We start from the raw sequence: 21,839 nt of genomic DNA on the forward strand, positions 1-21,839 counted from the left end.
CAGCATCTTCGACGTCGAGGACAACGCCGAACTGCAGGAGATCGTCTCGAACCTGCCGCTGTTTCCCTGGATGGAGATCCACGTCAAGCCGCTGTGCCGACACCCCTCCTCCATCCGTGACGACGATAGCTGACCACGGGTGAACTCAGCCACGACCCGTAACGCAACGGGTAAAGAACGACAACTAGAGAGACAAGACCATGACCGTAAAGATCTTCGATACCCCCGACGTGCAGGACTTCCTGAAGACCGTCAGCGGCTTCGACCAGGCCGGCGGCAGCGAGCGGGCCAAGCAGATCCTGCATCGCCTGCTGTCCGACGTCTATCGGCTGATCGACGACTTCGACGTCACCCCGGAGGAGTTCTGGGGCGCCATCAGCCAGCTCAATGCCCTGGGCAAGGAGACCCAGTTCGGCCTGCTGGCGCCGGGCCTGGGCTTCGACCACTACCTGGACATGCGGTTGGATGCCGAGGACGAAGCGCTCGGCCTGACCGGCGGTACCCCGCGCACCATCGAGGGCCCGCTCTACGTGGCCGGCGCCCCGGAGGCCGAGGGCTTCGCGCGCATGGACGATGGCAGCGACACCGAAGCCGAGGTGATGTGGCTCACCGGCCAGGTCCGTGACGTGAATGGCAACCCCGTTCCTGGCGCCAAGGTCGAGATCTGGCACGCCGACACCAAGGGCAACTACTCCTTCTTCGATCCCACCCAGTCGGAGTACCACCTGCGCCGCACCATCCATGCCGATGCCGACGGCCGCTACAGCGCCCGCAGCATCATTCCGTCCGGCTACGGCTGCCCGCCGGACAGCCCGACCCAACAGGTGCTCGACCTGCTCGGCCGCCATGGCCAGCGTCCGGCGCACATCCACTTCTTCATCTCGGCGCCGGGTCACAAGCACCTGACCACCCAGATCAACCTGGCCGGCGATCCCTACACCTACGACGACTTCGCCTTCGCCACCCGCGAGGAGCTGGTGATCGATGCCAATCGCATCGAGGACGCCGCCGAGGCCGAGCTGCGTGGCCTGGAAGGGCCCTTCACCGAGGTGGTGTTCGACGTCGAGCTGGCCAGGACCGACGCCGCCGAGCTGCAGAGCCGTCACAAGCGGCCCCGGGCCCTCGAAGACGCCTGATGGATGGCCCGGCCCGCCGTGGCCGGGGCATTCGTTCTCGATGACATAACAAGAGAGACACTCCCATGACACCCATCAAGACCCTGGTGACCGCTGCCGTTGCGGTCTCCCTCTCCGTGACCGCCATGACCGCCCAGGCCCGGGACTTCCGCCTGGGGTTGATCACTCCCCCCGCCCACCTCTGGACCCAGGCCGCGGAGAACTTCGCCGCCGAGCTCGCGGAGCTGAGCGATGGCCAACACAGCGTCAGCGTCTTCCCCTCCCAGCAACTGGGCAACGAGGCCCAGATGGTCCAGCAGCTGCAAGCGGGCTCCCTGGACATGGCCTTCCTGACCATCGCCGAGATCTCCAACCGGGTGCCCGACTTCGGTGCCCTCTATGCCCCCTACCTGGTGGAAAACGTCGACCAGGCGGCGGCCCTGCTGCGCTCCGAGACGGCCATCGACCTGCTGGAGCAACTGCCGGCCCGGGCCGGCCTGGTGGGGGTCGGCTACGGCATGGCGGGCATGCGTCAGGTACTCAGCCGCAGTCCCATCGACAGCGCCGGCGACCTGCGCGGCAAGAAGCTGCGCATCACTCCCTTCGACCCGATCCGTGACTTCTACCTGGCCGCCGGTACCGCCCCGACCCCGCTGCCGCTGCCCGCCGTCTATGACGCCCTGGCCAATGGTCAGGTGGACGCCATCGACATGGACTTCGACTCCATCCTGATCCTCAAATTCTACGAGCAGGCCGATAACCTTTTGATCTCCAACCATATGATGTTCCCGATGGTGGGAGTGGTCTCGGGGCGCGTCTGGCGTGAGCTGGGCGAGGAGGATCGCGCGCTGATCCAGGCCAGCATGAACCGGCACCTGGACGGGGTGATCACCGCCTTCCAGCAGCAGGATGCCGATCAGGAAGCCGAGCTGCGTGGCCTGGACATCCATATCGTGGATGCCGATGACGCCTTCTTCGGCGAGGTGATCGAGGCCTGGGAGGCCACCTGGGCCGCCAAGGCACCGTCACTGGCCGCGCTGCGCGAGGCAGCCGCCGAGCTGGCATCCCCGTAACCGCCTACGTGCCCCGGGCCTGCCCGGGGCAAGGACGTCGATATGCTGAATACCCTGTCTAGAGGCCTGGCGCGGGTGGAGCTGTTTACCGCCGCCCTCCTGGCCGCGGCGATCACCGGGCTGATCCTGCTCAATATCGTTACCCGAGCCCTGGGCAATGCCCTCTACTGGACCGACGAGCTGGCGATCCATGCCATGGTCTGGATGGCCTTCCTGACCACTTCGGTGGTGCTCAAGCGCCGCGAGGGCATCGCCGTGACCCTGCTCGTCGATGCCCTGCCTGCCGGGGCCCGCACCGTGGTGGCACTGTTCGTCGATGCCATGGTGCTGTTCTTCGCGGTGCTCCTCTTCGTGCTCTGCTGGCGCTGGTACGAACCGGCCATGCTGTGGGCCACCGGCTTCGATATCGACGCCTTCCAGATGGAGACCTTCAACTTCATCTATTCGGAGCGCACCAACACCCTGGGGATCCCGAAGTTCTGGTCATGGCTCTGCCTGCCGATCTTCTCGGTATCGCTTGGCCTGCATGGCCTGGTCAATCTCACCGATAGCCTGAAGGGCCTCTGGCCCGGGCAAAGGAGGCTGGCATGACCCTCGCCGTTTTCGCCCTGCTGCTGCTGGGCGCCGTGCCCATCGCCCTGGTGCTGGCGCTCTCTGCCGCCTGGTATATCCTCGATTCCGGCAACACCCTGCTGTTTGCCTCCTACCCGCAGCAGCTCTACGGGGCCATCGAGAACTACGGCCTGCTGGCCATCCCGCTATTCATGCTGGCCGGCGAGCTGATGAACGAGGGTGGCCTGACCCGGCGACTGATCGACCTGGCGCGGATCCTGGTGGGGGGCTTCCGTGGTGGCCTGGTCTATATCAACCTAGTGGCCAACATGATGATGGCGGCCATCGTCGGTTCGGCGGCCTCGCAGATCGCCATCATGTCCAGGGCCATGGTGCCGGCCATGGAGAAGGAGGGCTACGACAAGGCTTACTCGGCAGCGATCACCGCCGCCGGCGGCCTGATGTCGCCGATCATTCCGCCGTCGATGCTGTTCGTGCTGTTCGGGGTGATGGCCCAGGTGCCCATCGCCGACATGTTTATCGCCGGCATCCTGCCGGGGCTGCTGATGGGGCTGCTGTTCTTCGTCGCCATCACCGCCGTCGGCCTGGTGCAGCAGTACCCCAAGGGCGAGTGGCCGACCCGGGCCCAGGCGCGCCGCTTCCTGCTGATGGGGCTGCCGGCCATGAGCATCCCGGTGATCATCATCGGCGGTATCCTCTTCGGCCTGGCCACGCCCACCGAATCGGCGGCGCTGGCCTCATTGGCGGCGCTGCTGATCGGGCGCTACGTCTACGGTGATTTGAGCTTCGCGCGGCTGCCGCAGATTCTGGAGCGCACCGCCATCAATGCCGGGCTGGTGATCGTGCTGATCGCCGCCGCCGGGGTGTTCGGCTGGGTGATCGTCTATGAACAGCTGCCGCAGATGGCCGCGGCCTGGATCGCCTCGCTGACCACCGACCCCTTCCTGTTCCTGCTGCTGGTGGTGGGCGTGCTGCTGCTGGTGGGGATGATCGTCGACGGCATCGCCGCCCTGATCCTGGTAGTGCCGATCCTGCTGCCTATCGCCCAGGGCCAGTTCGGTATCAGCCCCTTCCAGTTCGGGGTGGTGGTCTGCCTGACCCTGGTGCTGGGGCTGCTCACGCCGCCGGTGGGGGCGGGGCTGTTCATCAGTTCCTCCATGACCGGGGTGCCGCCGATGCGCATCTTCCGCGCCCTGCTGCCCTTCCTGGCCATGAGCCTGGTAGCCCTGGTGCTGCTGGCCTGGCTGCCCTGGCTGACCCTGGCGCTACTGCAAGGCTGGTAGGCATCAGCGCTCGAGCCGCGGTACCGGAGGCGCCGGACTTCTTCGAGGCCTGGCGTCGCCGGCACCCTCCACTTCTCGGTGATGGAGGCCTTCCATGAAGAGGGTTAGGCAGGTCTGTGTGGTAACGGTCCACTTACGACAAGACCTATGTGGTGAGGCTGATCAAGGTAGGGCATTGTGATTAACACGCCTTAGAAAGCCGATGAAAAGCTGTGCCTCACTTTCGTCGAACCCATGAAGAAGTTTCTTATGGACGCTGCAGACGACAGGTAGGATTTCCGAGAATTTGTCGCGGCCACTTTTTGTAAGGAAAGCAAGCGAAAATCGCTTGTCCGTACAGTTATCTTGCTTTGTAATCCAGTCACGATCTCTCATGCTGTCGGTGATTCTGCTGACCCTTGAACGCTCGAGAAGCGTCATGGCAGAAATCTCGGTGGTGCTCAGGCCATCCGTTTCATTGAGCGAGGCCAGGATACGCCACTCCTGTGGAGTTACTCCATGAGGCCTGAGGGATTGGGCCAGGTTGTCCTGCAGGCGCTTCTGAATGGAGGCTATATAATAGAATGGGAAGTCCTTGAACCTGTAATCAAAGTTGGCTGTGTCACTCTCGAGCTCGGCGAGAGCCTTAAGAATTTCACTCATTATGATTTCCTTCTTGCCAAGATTTTTTTCAAATTTTGAGTCAGGCGCACTTGAAGGTGTGAGAAAATCTATGATGATAGCGTCTGTCGATGTTTTATTCAACAGCATGTGTGTGCCTTTATTTGCCGGGTGAGTAGGCAGGGCATTCGTTGAGAATACGGATGGTGCATGCTTCACACCTCCTGGTATTTAATATTCCATATATGCGGAAAATGGCTTTGACTCTGTTGTGGGCGGCGATATCATTTTCCACTTGGCCATGGGGAGCGGTCATGTAGATCTCGATTTTAGTCCTGGTTGGCCATGACTTGTGCCTCCGAGGGAGGAGGTTTGGCCGGAAACGTCCGGCCAAATGGAAGTTGTTGCTATAATTGTTATGCATATTGGTGCGGTGGTTATGTGGTCTGGCTCGCGGAATTACTCCGTTTTCCTCTCATGCCCAAGAAGACTAGGAGAGCAATTGAAGTTGTGCCCATTATGATGCCAGGCATGGGGTAGAGGACACCCAGAAGGCAGCCGGCACCCATGGCGGATATGATTATTCTCATAAGCAGTGAAAGCTTGCCAAAATAGTATCCCACGCTACCCACTGAGACGAGCGCAATACCCAGAATGGACATCGTTACCGCCTCTGTCACTTCCAGTGCGCTACCCTCCAGTAGCAGGGGAGGAGAGACGACGAAAAGGAAGGGGATGACGTAGGCTGTCCATGCAAGAAGCACGGTCTTTCCTGCTGTCAGCATTGGCCTTGTACCTGCGATTGCGGCTGCCGAGAAAGCTGCAATGGCGACAGGAGGCGTGATCATCGACATCATGCCGAAGTAGAGCACGAAGAGGTGAGCCCCCATCAGAGTCGTTCCTGCTTCGACGATCGCCGGGGCTACCAGAGTACCCAGCAGTACATAGACGCCGACGGTTGGCATCCCCATGCCAAGAATGATACTCAGCGCGGCGGACATGATGAGCAGAGTAGCCAGGTTTTGTCCTGTCAGCTCAAGAAGCGAGAGAGTCAGGGCGAATCCCAGGGTGCTGATATTCAAGACTCCGATAATGATGCCTGCCGATGCGCAGATCACAATGATCGTGGCGCAGGTCTTTCCAGCTGTGGACAGCAGATCCACGATGCCTGAAAAGGATGAGATACGGTGCTCCTTTCGTCCGATGCCAGGAAAGAACTGAACGATGAGTAGAAACGCAGAAGAAAATAGGGCCGACTCCCCGGGCGGGAACCTGAAGGCGAATAAGGAAACGATCAGTATTATGAATGCTGTCAGGTAGTGAAGTCCACTGAAGAAGATGTTTCCGAATACGGGGATGTCCTCTTTCGCTACCGGACGGATGCCATCTCGTCGTGCCAGCAAGTCAGTCTGTAAATAGAGAGATATGAAGTAGAGGGAGGCTGGAATCAGAGCCGCAATGACGACTTCCTGATAAGGAATCTGCAAGGCCTCAGCCATGAGGAAGGCGGCAGCGCCCATGACAGGAGGTGCCAATTGACCGCCCGTGGAGGCAACCCCTTCGATAGCCGCTGCTTGCTCTGGTTTATAGCCAGTCTTGCGCATCATCGGTATTGTCACTACCCCGGTTGAAGCAACATTGGCCACGGCGCTACCGGAAATTGAACCGAAAAGTGCCGAAGCTGTAATGGCGATTTTTGCTCCTCCACCGGTATATTTTCCTAAAAGAGATAGTGACAGGTTGGTGAAGTAGCTTCCTCCTCCGGTTTTTTCAAGTATTACGCCAAATAAGATGAAGGCGATAATGATATTAATAGTGACTGATAGCGGCATTCCGAGCATGCTGTTCGAATCACCGGCAAGGTAGGCCATCAGGAGGTCGAAGTCGGTCTGCCTTCCCTGCAGGTCTCCAGGGATCAGGTGTCCGACAAGTCCAAATAGAAGAAAGAAAAATACCACTAAAGCCAAGGGGAGTCCTGCCACCCGCCGGGTCGCTTCAAGACACACCACAACGATGATAGTGCTGCAGACAAGAAGGTCTGCCGGACGGGTGTACAGCTCACTGATCACCCGCGGATAGTTTATCGCAATATAAGTAGCGGATAGGAACCCCAGTAAGCCAAGGGTGACATCCAGAGGGACTCGCCATGTTGAAAATTTTTCTCCATTGGAAAAGCTAAGAAAAGTGGCAGGAAGGGCGAGCGCGATAGCGCTCGCCAAGACCTGTTCATTATATAGGTTGATCCCTAGTATGTCGGCGATACCAAGTGCCCATGCGATTCCAAGCAAGGGAATGAGGGCGAATAGGGTGATCGCTACCGACGCCAAGGCTTGCCTTGTTTGTTGAGTTGCCATGATCAGGGTTCCTCAATCTCTTCATAAAACTTCAAGGCGCCTGAGTGGTACTCGATGTCTTCAAGCTCAACCATCATGTTCATGGGGTCAAATGACTTGAACACCGCTGCAGCAGAAGCCAGCGACTCTGCATGATCATGAATGAGTCGTGTGACTTCGTAGACGAGATCATCAGGGGTGTTGTCACTGGCCAGTAATACGAATGGTGTCATCCAGACATTGGTTTCATCGATGATGCCGGGGAGGTTGGGAGCAGGGCTCAAAGTGGCGATGAAAGCCCCCGGTGTTACTCCTCTGATGGTTTCTAGCTCCTCGGGGGTATCGCTGAGTGACAGGAAGCGAATGCCTCCAACACTGGCATTGGCTTCTGCCACGGCGCCTGAGCCTACTGAAAACACAGCCGCATCAGTGCGCCCAGCAATGAAATCCTGGATGCCCCTTGTGCCGCTGGGAGTAAAGACGCCATTGATATCATCCTCACTCAGCTGCTCGGTAGCCAGCATGGCACGGCTCATCATCAGCAGGCCCTGCTGGCGTCCGAAACCTATCGGTACCCGTTTCCCAGCTAGATCGGCAATGTTATGAATGTCGGAGCTTTCATGCACAAAGAAGCCAACATTGAGAGGGAATAGCGCGGCCACTACCTTCATGTTGCTGTACTCTCGCCCTTCGAAGATCTCCTGGCCGCGGACGGCATAAATGGCATCGACAGCATTGGATACGGAGAACTCCATGGCTCCATCATTGACCATGGGAATCGTCGTTTCCGGGCCTCCTTGTGGCACTACACGCATGCGGTGGTCGGAGTTTTCCGAGACGACTCGCGCAATGGCGGAGGCGGAGGAGTAGGCGACGGATCCTTGGGGGTTGCTTCCTATGCCCACCGTGGCTGCATGGGCGTGCCCTATGATCAGGGCAGCGGCAAGGATTGATGGGATAATCTTGTGTATTATTTTCATCTTATTGCCCTTTAGGTTAAGGGAATGATTTCTGTCTGAGCCGTGTGATGGTCTACACGGCTCTGGAGAGGGTTTCTATGAAATTTTTCTATATGTCGATTCTCATAAGGTCGTGGGCCAGTAGCACGTGACCATCATATTCTGACTTGATGTCCTCGCTCACGGAGTCAAGAAGCTCTGCTCCGATCATTCCGGGGGGGAAATGAGATTTCAGATACTTTTGGACGACTGGACTCGGGTTGTCATAATGAACGATGTGATTGGCAACGAGCCGTTTGGCACCAGCTCGCTGTGCAATTCTTCCCGCTTCGCGAGGCGTAGAGTGGGAGAAGGTGCCAACTCCGAGCTCTTTCCTGTAGTCCATCGCTTCCTGAGGAAAGGTCGTATCATGAATCAGGACATCCACCCCCTTGGCGAAATCCACCATGGAGTCCAGGGCCGTGGTGTCGCTGCTGAAGACGACCGATTTGCCATTTGCTTCCACTTTGAAGGCAAAGCATACGCACGTCTCGGGAGGGATGTGGTCGACTGGCAGGGCATATACCTTGGCTACGCCATCATCGAAAATAAGTCCCCCCTCTTCGATCTCCGTGATCTCGGGACGAATCGCAAACATGTTGGATTGGCGCTTGGGATAGGCCGAGCGTGCCTCAATATCGACCTTGAATGCGCCGTTCTCGAGTAGGCCTTCACTGAAGTCTCTGGTCCCCTTGGGGCCGAACAGCTTAATTTGTGTGTCCCTATTACACATCCAAGTCGAGATCACGAAGTAAGGATAGTCGGAACAGTGATCATGGTGAAGGTGACTCAGAAAGATGTTATTCACCATGGCTGGATCGACATTCGCCTCGACGATACGATGCGTAGCACCATGGCCACAGTCGAGCAGGTAGTGGTGGTCCTGGTCGACGGTGATGAGGAATGCCGAGTGCATGCGCTTCGGGTCGGGCAGAGCTGCGCCGCTGCCCAGGATGGTCACTTTCATTGTCGTCACCTTGGTATGAGGATAGGTCCGATTCTGTCCGCGCGATCATTTTATGCATTCATGTGCTAAAAATGTGCTAATCGCGTGCCAATGCACGCAATAACTATCGTCCAGCATCCAAAGGTTGTCAAGCCCGGTTCGTGATATAACAGTAAAGTTGTTATAATACAGTGTGTTATATGATGTTCTTGCACCGTTTTGCTGCTGGTGGAGCGGGTGTCGGCAGTCTTCGTGTGGGGGAGCAGGTCAGGCGGGAAGCACCGGCGAGGCGTCGATCTCCCCTGACGGTAGCTCTGGAGAGGATCGCGGCAAGAGGGATCATCGCCAGGCGCTGGCGCCCCGGCCGGCCGTCGCCCACCCTGAAGCAGGAGAGTCCCTGAGCGAGGAGGCACCATGGCCAAGCGCGAGACGCCATCCGGCGGTCCCCCACTGGACAGCCTGGTAGGTGAAGCGGTGCATTGGGACCAGGCGATGAGCTACGGCCAGTACCTGAACCTGGAGTCGCTGCTGGCCTGTCAGCAACCCCAGTCCGGTGAGCATGACGAGATGCTGTTCATCGTCATCCACCAGGTCTCCGAGCTATGGCTCAAGCAGTGCCTCCACGAGGCCCACGCCGCCGCCGCGCATATCGCCGAGGACCGGCTCCAGCCCGCCTTCAAGATGCTCTCGCGGGTGGCCCGCATCCAGGAGCAGATGATCAAGGCCTGGGAGGTGCTGGTCACCCTGACCCCGGCGGATTATGTCAGCTTCCGCGACAGCCTGGGGCAGAGCTCGGGCCTGCAGTCCTACCAGTACCGGGAGCTGGAGTTCCTGCTCGGCAACAAGAATGCCGCCATGGTCGAGGTGCACCGCGGCCATCCACGGCACTACGAACGGCTGACCGAGGTGCTCGAGGCGCCGAGCCTCTACGATCTCTGCCTGCAGCTGCTGGCCCGGCGCGGCTTCGAGATTCCCGCCGACCTGCTCGCGCGGGACTGGTCGCAGCCCTACCAGGGCAGCGCCGAGGTGGAGCGGGCCTGGGCCGAGGTCTATCGCCATACCGACGAGCACTGGGAGCTCTACGAGCTGGCCGAGAAACTGGTCGACACCGAGTACAACTTCCACAAGTGGCGCTTCAGCCACATGAAGACGGTGGAGCGGATCATCGGCGGCAAGCGCGGCACCGGGGGCACCAGCGGGGTCGCCTACCTGACCAAGGTCCTGAACCTGCGCTTCTTCCCCGAGCTCTGGTCGGTCCGAACGGCTATGTAGGAACCCGATCCCTCGACCCGGGCCTTCAGGGGGTTACCCTCAGCGGGCCATTGACCTTGAGGGTATCCATGGCCACCTGGGTGGCGATATCGCGGATGCCCGCCATGGGGCTGATGGTGGTGGAGAGGAAGCGGGAGAGCTCGGCGAGATCCGCCACCACCACCCGCAGGATGAAGTCGTGGCTGCCGGTGACGGTATGGCAGTCGATCACCTCGTCCCGGGCCAGCAGCTCGGCGACCGCCTCCCGGGGCGCGGCCATGCGCCCCTTGTCCACCGAGAGAAAGATGAAGGCGGTGACCTTGAGCCCCAGGGCCTCGGGGTTCAGGCGCAGGGCATGGCCCTCGATGATGCCCTCCTTCTCGAGCCGGGCGATGCGCCGGGAGCACTGGCTGGGGGAGAGACTGACGGCCTCCGCCAGGGCGCCCAGGGTCAGGCGTGCGTCCCGCTGCAGGGCTCGCAGGATCCTGCTGTCGAAGCGGTCGATGTTGATCATTTGCACGAATCCTGATGATTTCGCAATTATCTTGCATCATTGGCCGGAATCCCGCCAGACAACGCAAGCCCATCCCGCGCCGGGCCTCCTAGAATCATGGTCATGCAGTCGCTGCCCATCTTCTCCGGAGGTACTCCATGCCCGTGACCCTCGACACCGTGCGTGAACTCGATCGCCGCGATCCCCTGGCCCATTTCAAGGCCCGCTTCGCCCTGCCCGAGGGCGTGCTCTACCTGGACGGCAACTCCCTCGGGGCCCAGCCCCTGGCCGCCCGGGAGGCGCTGGCCACCACCCGCGACCAGTGGCGGGACGAGCTGATCAAGGGCTGGAACCAGGGCTGGTTCGATGCCCCGGAGCGCCTGGGTAACCTGCTGGCGCCGCTGATCGGGGCGGGGCCGGGGGAGGTGATCGTCACCGACAACATCACCCTCAATCTCTTCAAGCTGCTGGGCTATATCACCGAGTCCCGGGGCCGGGTGCGCCCGGTGATCCTCAGCGAGGGCGGCAACTTCCCCACCGATGGCTATATCGCCCAGGGCCTGTGCCGCTTCGCCCGCCTGGAGCACCGGGTGCTGCCGGAGGGCGCCGAGCTCGCCGACCACCTCGATGATCGGGTGGCGGCGGTGGTGCTCAGCCAGGTCAACTACCGCACCGGGCGCCTGCGGGACATGGCCGCCACCACCGAGCTGGTGCACGAGCATGGCGCCGAGATCGTCTGGGACCTGGCCCACACCGCCGGCGCCCTGCCGGTGGACCTGCATGGCAGTGGTGCCCGCTACGCGGTGGGCTGCACCTACAAGTACCTCAACGGCGGCCCCGGGGCCCCGGCCTTCCTGTACGTCCATCGTGACCACCAGGGGGGCGGCTGGCAGCCGCTATCCGGCTGGCACGGCCATGCCGCCCCCTTCGCCTTCGACGCCGACTATGCCCCGGCGCCGGGTATCACCCGCTTTCGCACCGGCACCCACTCGGCGCTGAGCTACGCCCCTCTGGAGGCCTCGCTACGGTTGTGGCAGGAAGTCGACATGGCGGCGCTGCGCGACAAGAGCCTGGCGCTCAGCGAGCTGTTCCGCGACGGCCTGGCCGACCTGCTCGAGGCCGAGGGCATCGCCGATATCACCCCGCCCGCCGCCGAGCGCGGCAGCCAGGTGGCGCTGATCGAGCGCGAGCACGGCTATGCCATCGTCCAGGCGCTGATCGCCCGGGGCGTGATCGGCGACTACCGGGAGCCGGGTCTGATGCGCTTCGGCTTCACGCCGCTCTACCTGAGCCATGAGGACGTCTGGCAGGCGGCGCGCCACTTCCGCGAGGTGGTAGAAAACCGCGAGTACCTGGAGGCTCGCTTCAAGGTGCGTTCGGAGGTCACCTGATGGAGCCCTTCGGGGATCGTGCCGAACGCGAGCACGCCTTTTCGCCGAGCCGCTGGGCCCGGGACTTCGAGGCCAGCCTGGCCCGCGACTTCCGGGCCGCGGTCCAGGCCGTCGGAGGCCAGGCGGTCCTCGAGGAGCTGCCTGGCTGCGATCACTTCGACATCCTCGACCATCTCTAGGCCGCCTCGGCGGAATTACAACAACCAAGGGGCCGTTGGAGACCCCTGAGGGACCCTTTCGTCATGAACAACACCAGAGCACAGTTCTCCTCCCGCTTCGGCTTCCTGATGGCGGCGGCCGGTGCCGCCGTCGGTCTCGGTAACGTCTGGAGCTTCCCCTCCATGGCCGCCAACAACGGCGGCGGGGCCTTCCTGCTGCTGTATGTGGTGATGGCCTTCGTCCTGGCCTATCCAGCGCTGATGGCCGAGCTGACGCTGGGGCGTTACGCCCAGAGCGGGGTCATCCAGGCCATGTCGCGAGTCGGCGGCAGCGGCACCGCCGGTCGCCTGGGCGCCGGTATCGGGGGGCTGGCCATCCTCACCGCCTGCCTCGGCCAGGCCTTCTACGCCATCGTCACCGGCTGGCTGATCGGCTTCACGGTCACGCCACTGCTCGACGTACTGGGCCTCGACGCCTGGGCCACGATCTTCGGCGAGGGCGGCTTCTGGAAGGACTGGTGGCTGGCCTGCGCGGCGATGCTGGTGACCGTCGCAGTGGTGCTGGCCGGGGTCAACAAGGGCATCGAACGCTGGTCCAAGCGCCTGATGCCGCTGCTGATCGTGCTGATGCTGGTGCTGATCGGCGTGGTCATGACCCTGCCCGGCGCGACCCAGGGCCTCGGCGCCTACCTGGTGCCGGACGTCTCGCGAATCGATGGCCAACTGGTGGTGGACGCCATGGGTCAGGCCTTCTTCTCGCTGTCCATCGGCGTGGGCGCCATGGTGATCTACGGCTCCTACCTGAGCCGCGAGGCCAGCCTGCCGAAGACCGGCGCCCAGGTGATGTTCATCGACATGGGGGTGGCCTTCATCGCCGGCCTGCTGATCGTGCCCTCGATGTTCGTGGCCGACGAACTGGGGGTAGACATCTTCAATGCCGCGGGTGAGCTGCAGAGCTCCTCCACCCTGCTGTTCGACGTCATGCCGGCGATGTTCGCCCAACTCGGCGGCATGGGGGCCGGCCTGGAGATCCTGTTCTTCGCCCTGCTGGCCATCGCCGCCCTGACCTCCATGTTCCCGGTGCTCGAGGTGCCCGTCGCCACCCTGGCGGAAACCGGCCGGGTGTCACGCTCCTGGGCGACCTTGCTGATGGGCGGGCTGATCTTCGCCATCTCGACGCTGATCCTGATGTACTTCGACGTGCTCTTCGGCCTGGCCATCGAGGTGACCATCACTTACAACATGCCGCTGATCGGCGCCCTGGTCTGCCTTTACGTGGGCTGGCTGCTGTCGCGCAACGCCAAGCTGCAGGAGCTGCGCCAGGGCGCACCGGAGATCGAGGACACCCTGTTCTGGAAGCTGTGGCCCTGGTACATCCGCTTCGTCTGCCCGCTGCTGCCGTTGGTGGTGCTGGTCAACAGCCTCTAGGCCGGGTTGTCAGCGGCCGAGCCGCCTGCTTGACTGACGAGGGCCGCGGCTTCACCGAGCGCCCGAACAAGCTGGCCCGGTTGCCTGGGGCTCGAGCGCTACTATGTGCTGATCGAGGGGCGTCGCGACCACTTCGTGGCCATGGTGGCGACCCTGGCGCTGAGCTATGCGGACTGCGTGCGCCAGGACTTACACACCTTCCTCGAGGGGCGGTAGGGGGCTATCGGGTGGACATCAGGGCGTGATCCGCGTTCGGCGCCCCATCCCCCGGCGCCATTACCTAGACTGACAGCAGTGACGGCCGCTCCGGGGAGTGGGTGTTATGGGCGCGATCATCGACCGCGACGCCTTCTCGGCGTCGGACTACCAGCGCTTCGGCAAGCGCCTGCGGGATAGCGTCGAAGTGCTGCGCGAGCTGCTCGCCCAGCCGGGCTTCGGAGCGGGGGCACCCAGCATCGGCGCCGAGTTGGAGGCCTACATCGTCGACGACCGGGGCCGGGTCGCCCTCCTCAACCAGGCCCTGGTCGACGCCCTGCAGGACCCCCAGCTGCAGCTGGAGCTCAACCGCTTCAACATCGAGTACAACCTGGCGCCGCTGCCGCTCTCGGGCTGCCCCCTGCATGCCCTGGAGCGCCAGCTGTTGCAGGCCCTGGCGCGGCTCGAGGCGGCCGCGGCGCCCTACCGGGCCCATGTGGTGCCGATCGGCATCCTGCCCACCCTGCGCCGTACGGACCTGGGTGAGCACGCCATGAGCGACCTGCCGCGCTATCGTGGCCTGGAGCAGGGTCTCAAGCGGATGCGCGACGAGCCCTTCGATGTCGAGATTCATGGCGAGGACAGCGTCCGGGTCAGCAGTGACCATGTGGTCCTGGAGGGGGCCAACACTTCCTTCCAGCTCCACCTGCGAGTCCCTCCCGAGCGCTTCGCCGCGACCTTCAACACCGCCCAGATCGTCACCCCGCTGGTACTGGCGCTTTCCGCCAACTCACCGCTTTTCCTGCAGCGCCGGCTGTGGGACGAGACCCGCATCGCCCTGTTCAAGCAGGCAGTGGACTGCCGGATGCGCGGCGCCGGCCGCTGGCGGCAGCCGGCACGGGTGACCTTCGGCCAGGGCTGGGTGCGCGAGGGCGCCTGGGAGTTGTTCGCCGAGGCGGTCGCCCTCTACCCGCCGATCCTGCCGCTCACCGCCGAGGCCCTCCCCGAGGATCGGCCACCCGGCACCACGGCCCCGGGCCTGGCGGAGCTGCGCCTGCACATGGGCACGATCTGGCCCTGGAACCGGGCGGTCTACGATCCCGGCGACGGCGGCCACCTGCGGGTCGAGATGCGCGCCCTGCCGTCGGGGCCCACCGCCGTGGACATGGTGGCCAATGCGGCCCTGCTGCTGGGGCTGGTGGCCGCCCTGCGCGACGACATCACCGAGTGGCTGAGCGCCATGCCGTTCCGCTATGCCGAGTACAACTTCTATCGTGCCGCCCAGTCGGGGCTCGACGCCCGGCTGCTGTGGCCGCATCGCAAGCATCATCGCCTGGAGGAGACGCCGGTGGTGACGCTGCTCGAGCGGTTGCTGCCCGAGGTTCAGCAGGGCCTGCGCGCCCTGGGCGTGGCGGATGCCGACAGCCATGCCTACTTCGGGGTGATCGCCGAGCGCCTCCAGGCCCGGGCCAGCGGTGCCCGCTGGCAGCGCCAGGCCCTGCGGCGCCTCGAGGAGGCGGGCCTCTCCCGTAACGAGGCCTGTCGACGGATGTTCGCGGCCTACCGCGCCGCGTCGGCAACCAACCGGCCGGTAGCGCGCTGGCCGCAGGAGGGGTGAATGGAAGGACTGTCGCTGCCGGTGATCATCGACCCACCGGTCGATCATGCCGACGTGGAGTCCTGGCTCCAGGCCCTCGGCGGGCCAGTCTGGCTCGTCCTCGAGGGCGAAGACGACCGGCGCTGCCGGGTGGTCACCACCCTGCTGCACGGCAACGAACCCTCCGGGGCGCTGGCACTGCATCGCTGGCTGGCGGAACGCCCCCGGCCCCGCACCCGGCTGGCGGTGCTGCTGGCCAACGTCCGGGGGGCGCTGTCGCCCCCGACCTTCACCCATCGTCATACCCTGGACGACCGGGACCTGAATCGCTGCTTCCGCCCCCCCTTCGCGGGGCCGGACGGGGAACTCGCCTGGACCATCATCCAGGATCTGGAGACCTGGGCCCCGGAATGCGTCATCGACCTTCACAACACCTCGGGCAATGGGCCCGCCTTCGCCGTGACCACCCGTCGCCACCCCGTCATCGAGGCCCTGGCCGGCCGCTTCTGCGAGCAGTTGATCGTCACCGACCTGAGGCTGGGCAGCCTGATGGAGCTGCCGCTCCGGATTCCGGGGCTGGCCGAGTGCCCCGTCTTCACCCTGGAGTGCGGCGGTGCCCTGCAGCCCGGGGCCCGGGAAGTGGCCGACGGCCTGTATCGGCTGCTCGCCGAGTGTTCGGACCTGACGGTCCTGCCCTCTGCTCCGGGGCTCGAGGTGTTGGTCCATCCGCTGCGGGTGGAACTGCGACCCGGCGCCAGCGTCGCCTATGACCGCTCGCCCCGTCCCGACGTGGATCTGACGCTCTGGGTGCGTATCGACGAGCACAATCGTGGCGTGACCTCCCCGGCCGCGCCGCTCGGCTGGCTGGGACACCACGGCCTGGCCTGCCTGCAGGCGCGAGACGGGGATGGCCGGGAGCATGTCGGGGAGCTGTTCTGCGTCCGGGAGGGGAGGCTCCATGCCCGCCGCCCGCTTCGTCTGTTCATGGCCACCACCAACAGCGAGATCGCCCGCAGCGATTGCCTCTTCTATGCCGTCCCCCTGGCATAGTCGAGGTGGCCGGGGCCGGGACTTGGCGGCCAGCCAGGCTCGTTTGGTCAGCCAGCAGGCAATGCCCGTGTCGCTTGGCAATGGCTTGCCGGGAGTTCAAGGTTTCATGGATAAACGTTTCTACCTGGTTGGCCAACTCATTCGGGCTGTTTTCTGCACTGATGGTCAGCACAGCGATGCCCATTGATTCGAAGAACTTCAGTGCATTCCGGCGACTGAACCTGCCCGCGCCGGGAGCGGGATGCCCGAGCGCCACCGGATGACGGCAGCGCCCGAGCGTTTCGCTATGCGCGTCTCGATCAAGCGAGGTCGAAGCGATCCGCGTTCATCACCTTGGTCCAGGCCTTGACGAAGTCCTTGACGAACTTCTCCTGGTTGTCGTCCTGGGCGTAGACCTCGGCGTAGGAGCGCAGGATGGAGTTGGAGCCGAACACCAGGTCGATGCGGCTGGCGGTCCACTTCACCTGGTCGCTGTTGCGGTCGCGAATCTCGTAGAGATTGTTGCCCACCGGCTTCCAGGTGTTGCCCATGTCGGTCAGGTTGACGAAGAAGTCGTTGGTCAGTTGACCTTCCCGCTCGGTCAACACGCCGTGGTGACTGGAGCGAGCATGGTTGGTGCCCAGCACGCGCATGCCGCCGATCAGCACGGTCATCTCCGGCGCGGTCAGGCCCATCAGCTGGGCGCGATCGAGCAGCATCTCCTCCGGCTTGACCACGTACTCCTGCTTCTGCCAGTTGCGGAAGCCATCGGCCAGCGGCTCCAAGTACTGGAAGGACTCGGCGTCGGTCATCTCGTCGCTGGCATCGCCGCGCCCCGGAGCGAACGGCACGGTGATGTCGACGCCGGCGGCCTTGGCGGCCTGCTCGATGCCCACACTGCCGCCCAGCACGATCACGTCGGCCACGCTGGCGCCGTTGTCGGCAGCGATCTTCTCGTACACCCCCAGGACCCTGGCCAGACGGTCCGGCTCGTTGCCCTCCCAGTCCTTCTGCGGGGCCAGGCGAATACGGGCGCCGTTGGCGCCGCCGCGCAAGTCGGAACCGCGGAAGGTGCGTGCGCTGTCCCAGGCGGTGCTGACCATCTCGGCGATGGAGAGGCCGCTCTCGGCGATCCGCTGCTTGACCGCCTCGACGGAGTAGTCGGTGCTGCCGGCCGGTACCGGATCCTGCCAGACCAGGTCCTCCCTGGGGGCTTCCGGACCGATATAGCGGGACTTGGGTCCCAGGTCGCGGTGGAGCAGCTTGAACCAGGCCCGCGCGAAGGTGTCCTGGAAGTAGCCCGTGTCCTTGCGGAACGCCTCCATGTACTTCCGATAGCTGGGGTCCATCTTCATCGCCATGTCCGCATCGGTCATGATGGGATTGTGGCGAAGGGAGGGGTCGCTGGCATCGACCGGCTTGTCCTCCTCCTTGATGTCGACGGGCTCCCACTGGTTGGCGCCGGCGGGGCTCTTCTTCAGCTCCCACTCGTGGTCGAGCAGCATGTCGAAGTAGCCCATGTCGAACTTCGTCGGGTACTTGGTCCAGGCCCCTTCGATGCCGGAGGTCACCGCATTGGCGGCCTTGCCCTGCATGTTGGGGTTCTTCCAGCCCAGGCCCTGCTCCTCGACGTCGGTCGCCTCGGGTTCCGGGCCCAGCGCGGCGGCATCACCGTTGCCGTGGGTCTTGCCCACGGTATGGCCACCGGCGGTCAGGGCAGCGGTCTCCTCGTCGTTCATCGCCATCCGCTTGAAGGTCTCGCGAACCTGCTCGGCGGACTTGAGCGGATCCGACTGGCCATTCACGCCTTCCGGGTTGACGTAGATCAGCCCCATCTGCACCGCGGCCAGGGGATTCTCCATGGTGTCGGGCTGGTCGACGTTGCCGTAGCGCTCGTCGGAGGGGGCCAACCACTCCTTCTCGGCGCCCCAGTAGATGTCCTTCTCGGGGTGCCAGATGTCCTCGCGGCCGAAGGAGAAGCCGAAGGTCTTCAGGCCCATGGATTCGTAGGCCACGTTGCCGGCCAGGATGATCAGGTCGGCCCAGCTCAGCTTGTTGCCGTACTTCTTCTTGATCGGCCACAGCAGGCGGCGCGCCTTGTCCAGGCTGACGTTGTCGGGCCAGGAACTGATCGGCGCGAAGCGCTGGTTGCCGGTACCGCCGCCGCCGCGGCCGTCGGCGATGCGGTAGGTGCCGGCCGCGTGCCAGGACATGCGGATCATCAGGCCGCCGTAGTGGCCCCAGTCGGCCGGCCACCAGACCTGACTGTCGGTCATCAGGTCGTGGAGGTCCTGCTTGAGCGCATCGAAGTCGAGCTTCCTGACCTCGTCGCGATAGTTGAAGTCCTCGCCCATCGGGTCGGTCTTGCGATCATGTTGATGGAGGATGTCCAGGTTCAGGGACTCTGGCCACCAGTCGGTGTTGGAATGACCGCTGGCGGTCTGGCCACCGTGCATGACTGGACACTTGCCTGCGTTCTGCTGATCACCCATCTCGCTCTCCAAGCTTGGCTGCGTTGAGGGAACTGTCACCTGTGTATAGACGATGACGTTCCGATGGGACAATGAACCGAATCAACCATGCCCATTCGGGCGCCTGACGGTCGGGTTCCTCGTCGTCGCCCTTATAAGCTAATCACCGGTCTCTATTAGGACAAAGCGGGAATATCCACCGACTCGATAGCCAGCCTTTATCAACCCGAGACTCGGGGGACGAGGGCCTCAGGGGGAAGGCAACACCAGCGTCCCGGTGCTACCCATCAGGAAGGCACGGTTGGCGTCGAGCGCCTCGCGCAGGAAGTCCCACAGCAGCCGCACCCGGGCCAGGCGGCGCTGCTCCTGGCGGGCGGTGATCCAGAACTGGCGGTCGATCGCCACCTCGTCGTCGAGCACCGTGACCAGCGACTCGCTGGTTTCCGCCATGAAGCAGGGCAGCACGGCGAGCCCTGCCCCGTACAGGGCGGCGGCGTGCTGGGTGGTGACGCTGGTGCTGCGCATGGCGAAGTGCGGCCCCGGGTGGCCGACCACCGAGGGATCGAGCAGCGGCTCCAGGTAGCTCAGCTGCTCGCTGAAGATCAGGTCGTCGACGTAGCCGATCAGCCGGTGCCGACCCAGTTCGGGCAGATGCTGCGGGGTGCCGTGGCGTTGCAGGTAGGCGCGGCTGCCGTAGAGCCGCAGGCGATAGTCGCAGAGCCGCGAGATCACCAGCCCCGGGCTCACCGGACGCTCCACGGTGATCGCCAGGTCCGCCTCGTGGCGGCTGAGGTTGACCACCCGGGGCAGGGCGAGCAGGTCCAGGGTCACGCCCGGGTGGCGCTCGCAGAACGCCGAGAGCAGCGGGGCGATCACCCAGGTGCCGAAGCCTTCGGTCACCCCGAGGCGGATCTGGCCGCCGATCTGGTGGTTCTGGTCGGTGAGGCTCTCGCCGGCCTCGAAGGCGTGGCGGGCCATCTCCTCGGCGTGGGCGAGCAGCCGCTGACCGGCCTCGGTGAGGTGGTAGCCGTGGGTGCTACGCTCGAAGAGCTGGGTATTGAGCTTCTGCTCGAAGCGGCGGGTGCGCCGCGACAGCGTGGAGTGATCCAGCCCCAGGCGCCGGGCGGCGTCGGTGAGGCGCTGGCTGCGCGCCACCTCCAGGAAGATCTGGATATCCTGCCAGTCCAGCATCGGCGTCTCCCCTGATCGCTTGTTTGTGCATGGGTGCACAAACAATGTGCCCGAGTGCCCGTTGTCATGCCCTCGAGCGTCTGGATAGACTCGATGACATCACATTCCGTGCCGTCATGCACATAAAGTCGAAAGTCGACTTCCAGTGTCCAACGCAAGAGCCGAATAACAAGGCAACGCCACCCAATCACAGAGGAGCACCCCCATGCCTATCCGCGAGATCCCCATGTATATCGATGGCCAGGCCGTCGCGTCCCAGAGCCAGGAGTGGCGCGACGTGGTCAACCCGGCCACCCAGGAGGTGGTCGCCCGGGTGCCGTTCTGCAGCGCCGAGGAAGTCGACCGTGCCGTGGCCAGCGCCAAGCAGGCCTTCAAGACCTGGCGCAAGGTGCCGCTGGGCAAGCGCATGCGCATCATGCTCAAGCTGCAGGCGCTGATCCGCGACCACACCGAGGAGCTCGCCGCGCTGATCACCGAGGAGCACGGCAAGACCCTGCCCGACGCCGAGGGCGAGGTGGGCCGTGGCCTGGAAGTGGTCGAGCACGCCTGCTCGATCACCTCGCTGCAGCTCGGCGAGCTGGCCGAGAACGCCGCCAACGAGGTCGACGTCTACACCCTGAACCAGCCGCTGGGCGTGGGCGCCGGCATCACCGCCTTCAACTTCCCGATCATGCTGCCGTGCTTCATGTTCCCGCTGGCCATCGCCACCGGCAACACCTTCGTGCTCAAGCCCTCCGAGCAGGATCCCAGCTCCACCATGCGCCTGGTCGAGCTGGCCCACGAGGCCGGCATTCCCGCCGGCGTGCTCAACGTGGTGCACGGTGGCCCGGACGTGGCCAACCAGATCGCCGACCACCCGGACATCAAGGCGCTCTCCTTCATCGGCTCGAGCCATGTCGGCACGCTGCTCTACAACCGCGCCGCCGCCGCCGGCAAGCGCATGCAGTCGATGATGGGCGCCAAGAACCACTGCGTGGTGATGCCCGACGCCAACCGCAGCCAGGCCATCAACAACCTGCTGGGCTCGGCCTTCGGCGCCGCCGGCCAGCGCTGCATGGCCAACTCCGTGGTGGTGCTGGTGGGCGAGGCCCGGGCCTGGCTCGAGGACATCGTCGAGGGCGCCCGCAACATGAAGGTCGGCCCGGGCACCCAGCGTGACGCCGATCTCGGCCCGCTGGTCTCCCCGGCCGCCCGCGATCGCGTGGTACGCCTGATCGGTGCCGGCGAGCAGGAGGGCGCCACCCTGGCGCTCGACGGCCGCGGCTGCCAGGTGGCGGGCTATCCCGACGGCAACTTCGTCGGCCCTACCGTCTTCGCCGACGTGACCGCGGAGATGACCATCTACCGCGAGGAGATCTTCGGCCCGGTGCTCTGCGTGGTCAGCGTCGACACCCTGGACGAGGCGATCGAGTTCATCAACGCCAACCCCAACGGCAACGGCACCTCGATCTTCACCAACTCCGGCTGGGTGGCGCGCCGCTTCGAGACCGACATCGACGTCGGCCAGGTCGGCATCAACGTGCCGATCCCGGTGCCGGTGGCCTACTTCAGCTTCACCGGCTCGCGTGGCTCCAAGCTCGGCGACCTGGGCCCCAACGGCAAGCAGGCGATCCAGTTCTGGACCCAGACCAAGACCGTCACCGCGCGCTGGTTCGAGCCCGAGAACGTCTCCAGCGGCATCAACAGCACCATCTCGCTGCACTGATCCCGCCGG

The 21,839-nt window shown here is 63.8% G+C and carries 19 protein-coding genes; 12 read left to right on the forward strand and 7 right to left on the reverse strand.

What is annotated here, in order from left to right:
- Positions 1-4 precede the first annotated feature (4 nt).
- The 5 genes from C1H66_RS06815 to C1H66_RS06835 all read left to right on the forward strand — a co-directional run bounded on the left by C1H66_RS06815 (position 5) and on the right by C1H66_RS06835 (position 4,044).
- Positions 5-133, forward strand: coding sequence for a muconolactone Delta-isomerase family protein (locus tag C1H66_RS06815; protein WP_423133077.1), 129 nt, complete (start codon positions 5-7; stop codon positions 131-133).
- A 67-nt stretch (positions 134-200) separates the two neighbouring features.
- Complete coding sequence (gene catA, locus C1H66_RS06820) at positions 201-1,136, forward strand: catechol 1,2-dioxygenase (protein WP_102627148.1); 936 nt, start codon at positions 201-203, stop codon at positions 1,134-1,136.
- Positions 1,137-1,201: 65 nt separating this feature from the next.
- Positions 1,202-2,188, forward strand: coding sequence for a TRAP transporter substrate-binding protein (locus C1H66_RS06825; RefSeq protein WP_102627149.1), 987 nt, complete (start codon positions 1,202-1,204; stop codon positions 2,186-2,188).
- A 42-nt stretch (positions 2,189-2,230) separates the two neighbouring features.
- Positions 2,231-2,779, forward strand: coding sequence for a TRAP transporter small permease (locus C1H66_RS06830; protein ID WP_102627150.1), 549 nt, complete (start codon positions 2,231-2,233; stop codon positions 2,777-2,779).
- Positions 2,776-4,044 (forward strand): TRAP transporter large permease, encoded by a 1,269-nt coding sequence (locus C1H66_RS06835; protein ID WP_102627151.1) that lies wholly within the window; start codon positions 2,776-2,778, stop codon positions 4,042-4,044. The genes C1H66_RS06830 and C1H66_RS06835 overlap by 4 nt, the downstream gene beginning before the upstream one ends.
- Before the next feature lie 162 nt (positions 4,045-4,206).
- Here the strand turns inward: C1H66_RS06835 and C1H66_RS06840 are convergent, their stop codons facing one another.
- The 4 genes from C1H66_RS06840 to C1H66_RS06855 form a co-directional block, all read right to left on the reverse strand.
- Complete coding sequence (locus tag C1H66_RS06840; RefSeq protein ID WP_146010695.1) at positions 4,207-4,863, reverse strand: MarR family winged helix-turn-helix transcriptional regulator; 657 nt, start codon at positions 4,861-4,863, stop codon at positions 4,207-4,209.
- Positions 4,864-5,081: 218 nt separating this feature from the next.
- Complete coding sequence (locus C1H66_RS06845) at positions 5,082-6,998, reverse strand: TRAP transporter permease (RefSeq protein ID WP_102627153.1); 1,917 nt, start codon at positions 6,996-6,998, stop codon at positions 5,082-5,084.
- A gap of 2 nt (positions 6,999-7,000) precedes the next feature.
- On the reverse strand, positions 7,001-7,957 hold the full coding sequence (locus C1H66_RS06850) for a TAXI family TRAP transporter solute-binding subunit (protein ID WP_102627154.1): 957 nt from the start codon (positions 7,955-7,957) through the stop codon (positions 7,001-7,003).
- An 88-nt stretch (positions 7,958-8,045) separates the two neighbouring features.
- Positions 8,046-8,942, reverse strand: a complete 897-nt coding sequence (locus C1H66_RS06855) for an MBL fold metallo-hydrolase (protein ID WP_102627155.1) — start codon at positions 8,940-8,942, stop codon at positions 8,046-8,048.
- Positions 8,943-9,335: 393 nt separating this feature from the next.
- On the opposite strand from C1H66_RS06855, the gene kynA reads away from it, so the two are divergent.
- Positions 9,336-10,193 carry a tryptophan 2,3-dioxygenase gene (gene kynA / locus C1H66_RS06860; RefSeq protein ID WP_102627156.1) on the forward strand — a complete coding sequence of 286 codons (858 nt, stop codon included), beginning with the start codon at positions 9,336-9,338 and terminating at the stop codon, positions 10,191-10,193.
- Between the two features lie 25 nt (positions 10,194-10,218).
- On the opposite strand, the gene C1H66_RS06865 is transcribed toward kynA, so the two are convergent.
- Complete coding sequence (locus tag C1H66_RS06865; protein WP_102627157.1) at positions 10,219-10,686, reverse strand: Lrp/AsnC family transcriptional regulator; 468 nt, start codon at positions 10,684-10,686, stop codon at positions 10,219-10,221.
- A gap of 137 nt (positions 10,687-10,823) precedes the next feature.
- Here C1H66_RS06865 and kynU point away from each other — a divergent pair, with 137 nt between their 5' ends.
- From kynU to C1H66_RS06890, 5 genes are all read left to right on the forward strand, one after another.
- Positions 10,824-12,056: a kynureninase gene (gene kynU / locus C1H66_RS06870; protein ID WP_102627158.1), complete on the forward strand. Its 1,233-nt coding sequence runs from the start codon at positions 10,824-10,826 to the stop codon at positions 12,054-12,056.
- Positions 12,056-12,235, forward strand: coding sequence for a hypothetical protein (locus tag C1H66_RS06875; protein WP_102627159.1), 180 nt, complete (start codon positions 12,056-12,058; stop codon positions 12,233-12,235). Before kynU ends, C1H66_RS06875 begins: the two co-directional genes overlap by 1 nt.
- Positions 12,236-12,298: 63 nt before the next feature.
- Entirely contained in the window at positions 12,299-13,642 is a 1,344-nt protein-coding gene (locus C1H66_RS06880) for a sodium-dependent transporter (protein ID WP_102627160.1), read from the forward strand.
- 322 nt (positions 13,643-13,964) lie between these two features.
- On the forward strand, positions 13,965-15,455 hold the full coding sequence (locus C1H66_RS06885; protein WP_102627161.1) for a glutamate-cysteine ligase family protein: 1,491 nt from the start codon (positions 13,965-13,967) through the stop codon (positions 15,453-15,455).
- On the forward strand, positions 15,456-16,484 hold the full coding sequence (locus C1H66_RS06890) for a M14 family metallopeptidase (protein WP_102627162.1): 1,029 nt from the start codon (positions 15,456-15,458) through the stop codon (positions 16,482-16,484).
- Positions 16,485-16,783: 299 nt separating this feature from the next.
- On the opposite strand, the gene katG is transcribed toward C1H66_RS06890, so the two are convergent.
- The gene (gene katG / locus C1H66_RS06895) at positions 16,784-18,955 is read right to left on the reverse strand and encodes a catalase/peroxidase HPI (protein ID WP_102627163.1); all 2,172 of its coding nucleotides are present in this window, start codon (positions 18,953-18,955) and stop codon (positions 16,784-16,786) included.
- A 228-nt stretch (positions 18,956-19,183) separates the two neighbouring features.
- A complete protein-coding gene (locus C1H66_RS06900; protein ID WP_102627164.1) occupies positions 19,184-20,125 on the reverse strand; it encodes a LysR family transcriptional regulator in 942 nt (313 codons plus the stop codon).
- A gap of 205 nt (positions 20,126-20,330) precedes the next feature.
- Between C1H66_RS06900 and C1H66_RS06905 the strand changes: the two genes are divergently transcribed.
- Positions 20,331-21,830: a CoA-acylating methylmalonate-semialdehyde dehydrogenase gene (locus C1H66_RS06905; protein WP_102627165.1), complete on the forward strand. Its 1,500-nt coding sequence runs from the start codon at positions 20,331-20,333 to the stop codon at positions 21,828-21,830.
- Positions 21,831-21,839 lie beyond the last annotated feature (9 nt).

It is taken from the genome of Halomonas heilongjiangensis (assembly GCF_002879645.1).
GTDB lineage: Bacteria > Pseudomonadota > Gammaproteobacteria > Pseudomonadales > Halomonadaceae > Halomonas > Halomonas heilongjiangensis.

What these genes read in the sequence shown, in the direction of transcription:
- catA (WP_102627148.1), top strand. Translation starts at nt 201, where the DNA reads ATGACCGTAAAGATCTTCGATACCCCCGACGTGCAGGACTTCCTGAAG.
- C1H66_RS06825 (WP_102627149.1), top strand. Translation starts at nt 1,202, where the DNA reads ATGACACCCATCAAGACCCTGGTGACCGCTGCCGTTGCGGTCTCCCTC.
- C1H66_RS06830 (WP_102627150.1), top strand. Translation starts at nt 2,231, where the DNA reads ATGCTGAATACCCTGTCTAGAGGCCTGGCGCGGGTGGAGCTGTTTACC.
- C1H66_RS06835 (WP_102627151.1), top strand. Translation starts at nt 2,776, where the DNA reads ATGACCCTCGCCGTTTTCGCCCTGCTGCTGCTGGGCGCCGTGCCCATC.
- C1H66_RS06845 (WP_102627153.1), bottom strand. Translation starts at nt 6,998, where the DNA reads ATGGCAACTCAACAAACAAGGCAAGCCTTGGCGTCGGTAGCGATCACC.
- C1H66_RS06850 (WP_102627154.1), bottom strand. Translation starts at nt 7,957, where the DNA reads ATGAAAATAATACACAAGATTATCCCATCAATCCTTGCCGCTGCCCTG.
- C1H66_RS06855 (WP_102627155.1), bottom strand. Translation starts at nt 8,942, where the DNA reads ATGAAAGTGACCATCCTGGGCAGCGGCGCAGCTCTGCCCGACCCGAAG.
- kynA (WP_102627156.1), top strand. Translation starts at nt 9,336, where the DNA reads ATGGCCAAGCGCGAGACGCCATCCGGCGGTCCCCCACTGGACAGCCTG.
- C1H66_RS06865 (WP_102627157.1), bottom strand. Translation starts at nt 10,686, where the DNA reads ATGATCAACATCGACCGCTTCGACAGCAGGATCCTGCGAGCCCTGCAG.
- kynU (WP_102627158.1), top strand. Translation starts at nt 10,824, where the DNA reads ATGCCCGTGACCCTCGACACCGTGCGTGAACTCGATCGCCGCGATCCC.
- C1H66_RS06875 (WP_102627159.1), top strand. Translation starts at nt 12,056, where the DNA reads ATGGAGCCCTTCGGGGATCGTGCCGAACGCGAGCACGCCTTTTCGCCG.
- C1H66_RS06880 (WP_102627160.1), top strand. Translation starts at nt 12,299, where the DNA reads ATGAACAACACCAGAGCACAGTTCTCCTCCCGCTTCGGCTTCCTGATG.
- C1H66_RS06885 (WP_102627161.1), top strand. Translation starts at nt 13,965, where the DNA reads ATGGGCGCGATCATCGACCGCGACGCCTTCTCGGCGTCGGACTACCAG.
- C1H66_RS06890 (WP_102627162.1), top strand. Translation starts at nt 15,456, where the DNA reads ATGGAAGGACTGTCGCTGCCGGTGATCATCGACCCACCGGTCGATCAT.
- katG (WP_102627163.1), bottom strand. Translation starts at nt 18,955, where the DNA reads ATGGGTGATCAGCAGAACGCAGGCAAGTGTCCAGTCATGCACGGTGGC.
- C1H66_RS06900 (WP_102627164.1), bottom strand. Translation starts at nt 20,125, where the DNA reads ATGCTGGACTGGCAGGATATCCAGATCTTCCTGGAGGTGGCGCGCAGC.
- C1H66_RS06905 (WP_102627165.1), top strand. Translation starts at nt 20,331, where the DNA reads ATGCCTATCCGCGAGATCCCCATGTATATCGATGGCCAGGCCGTCGCG.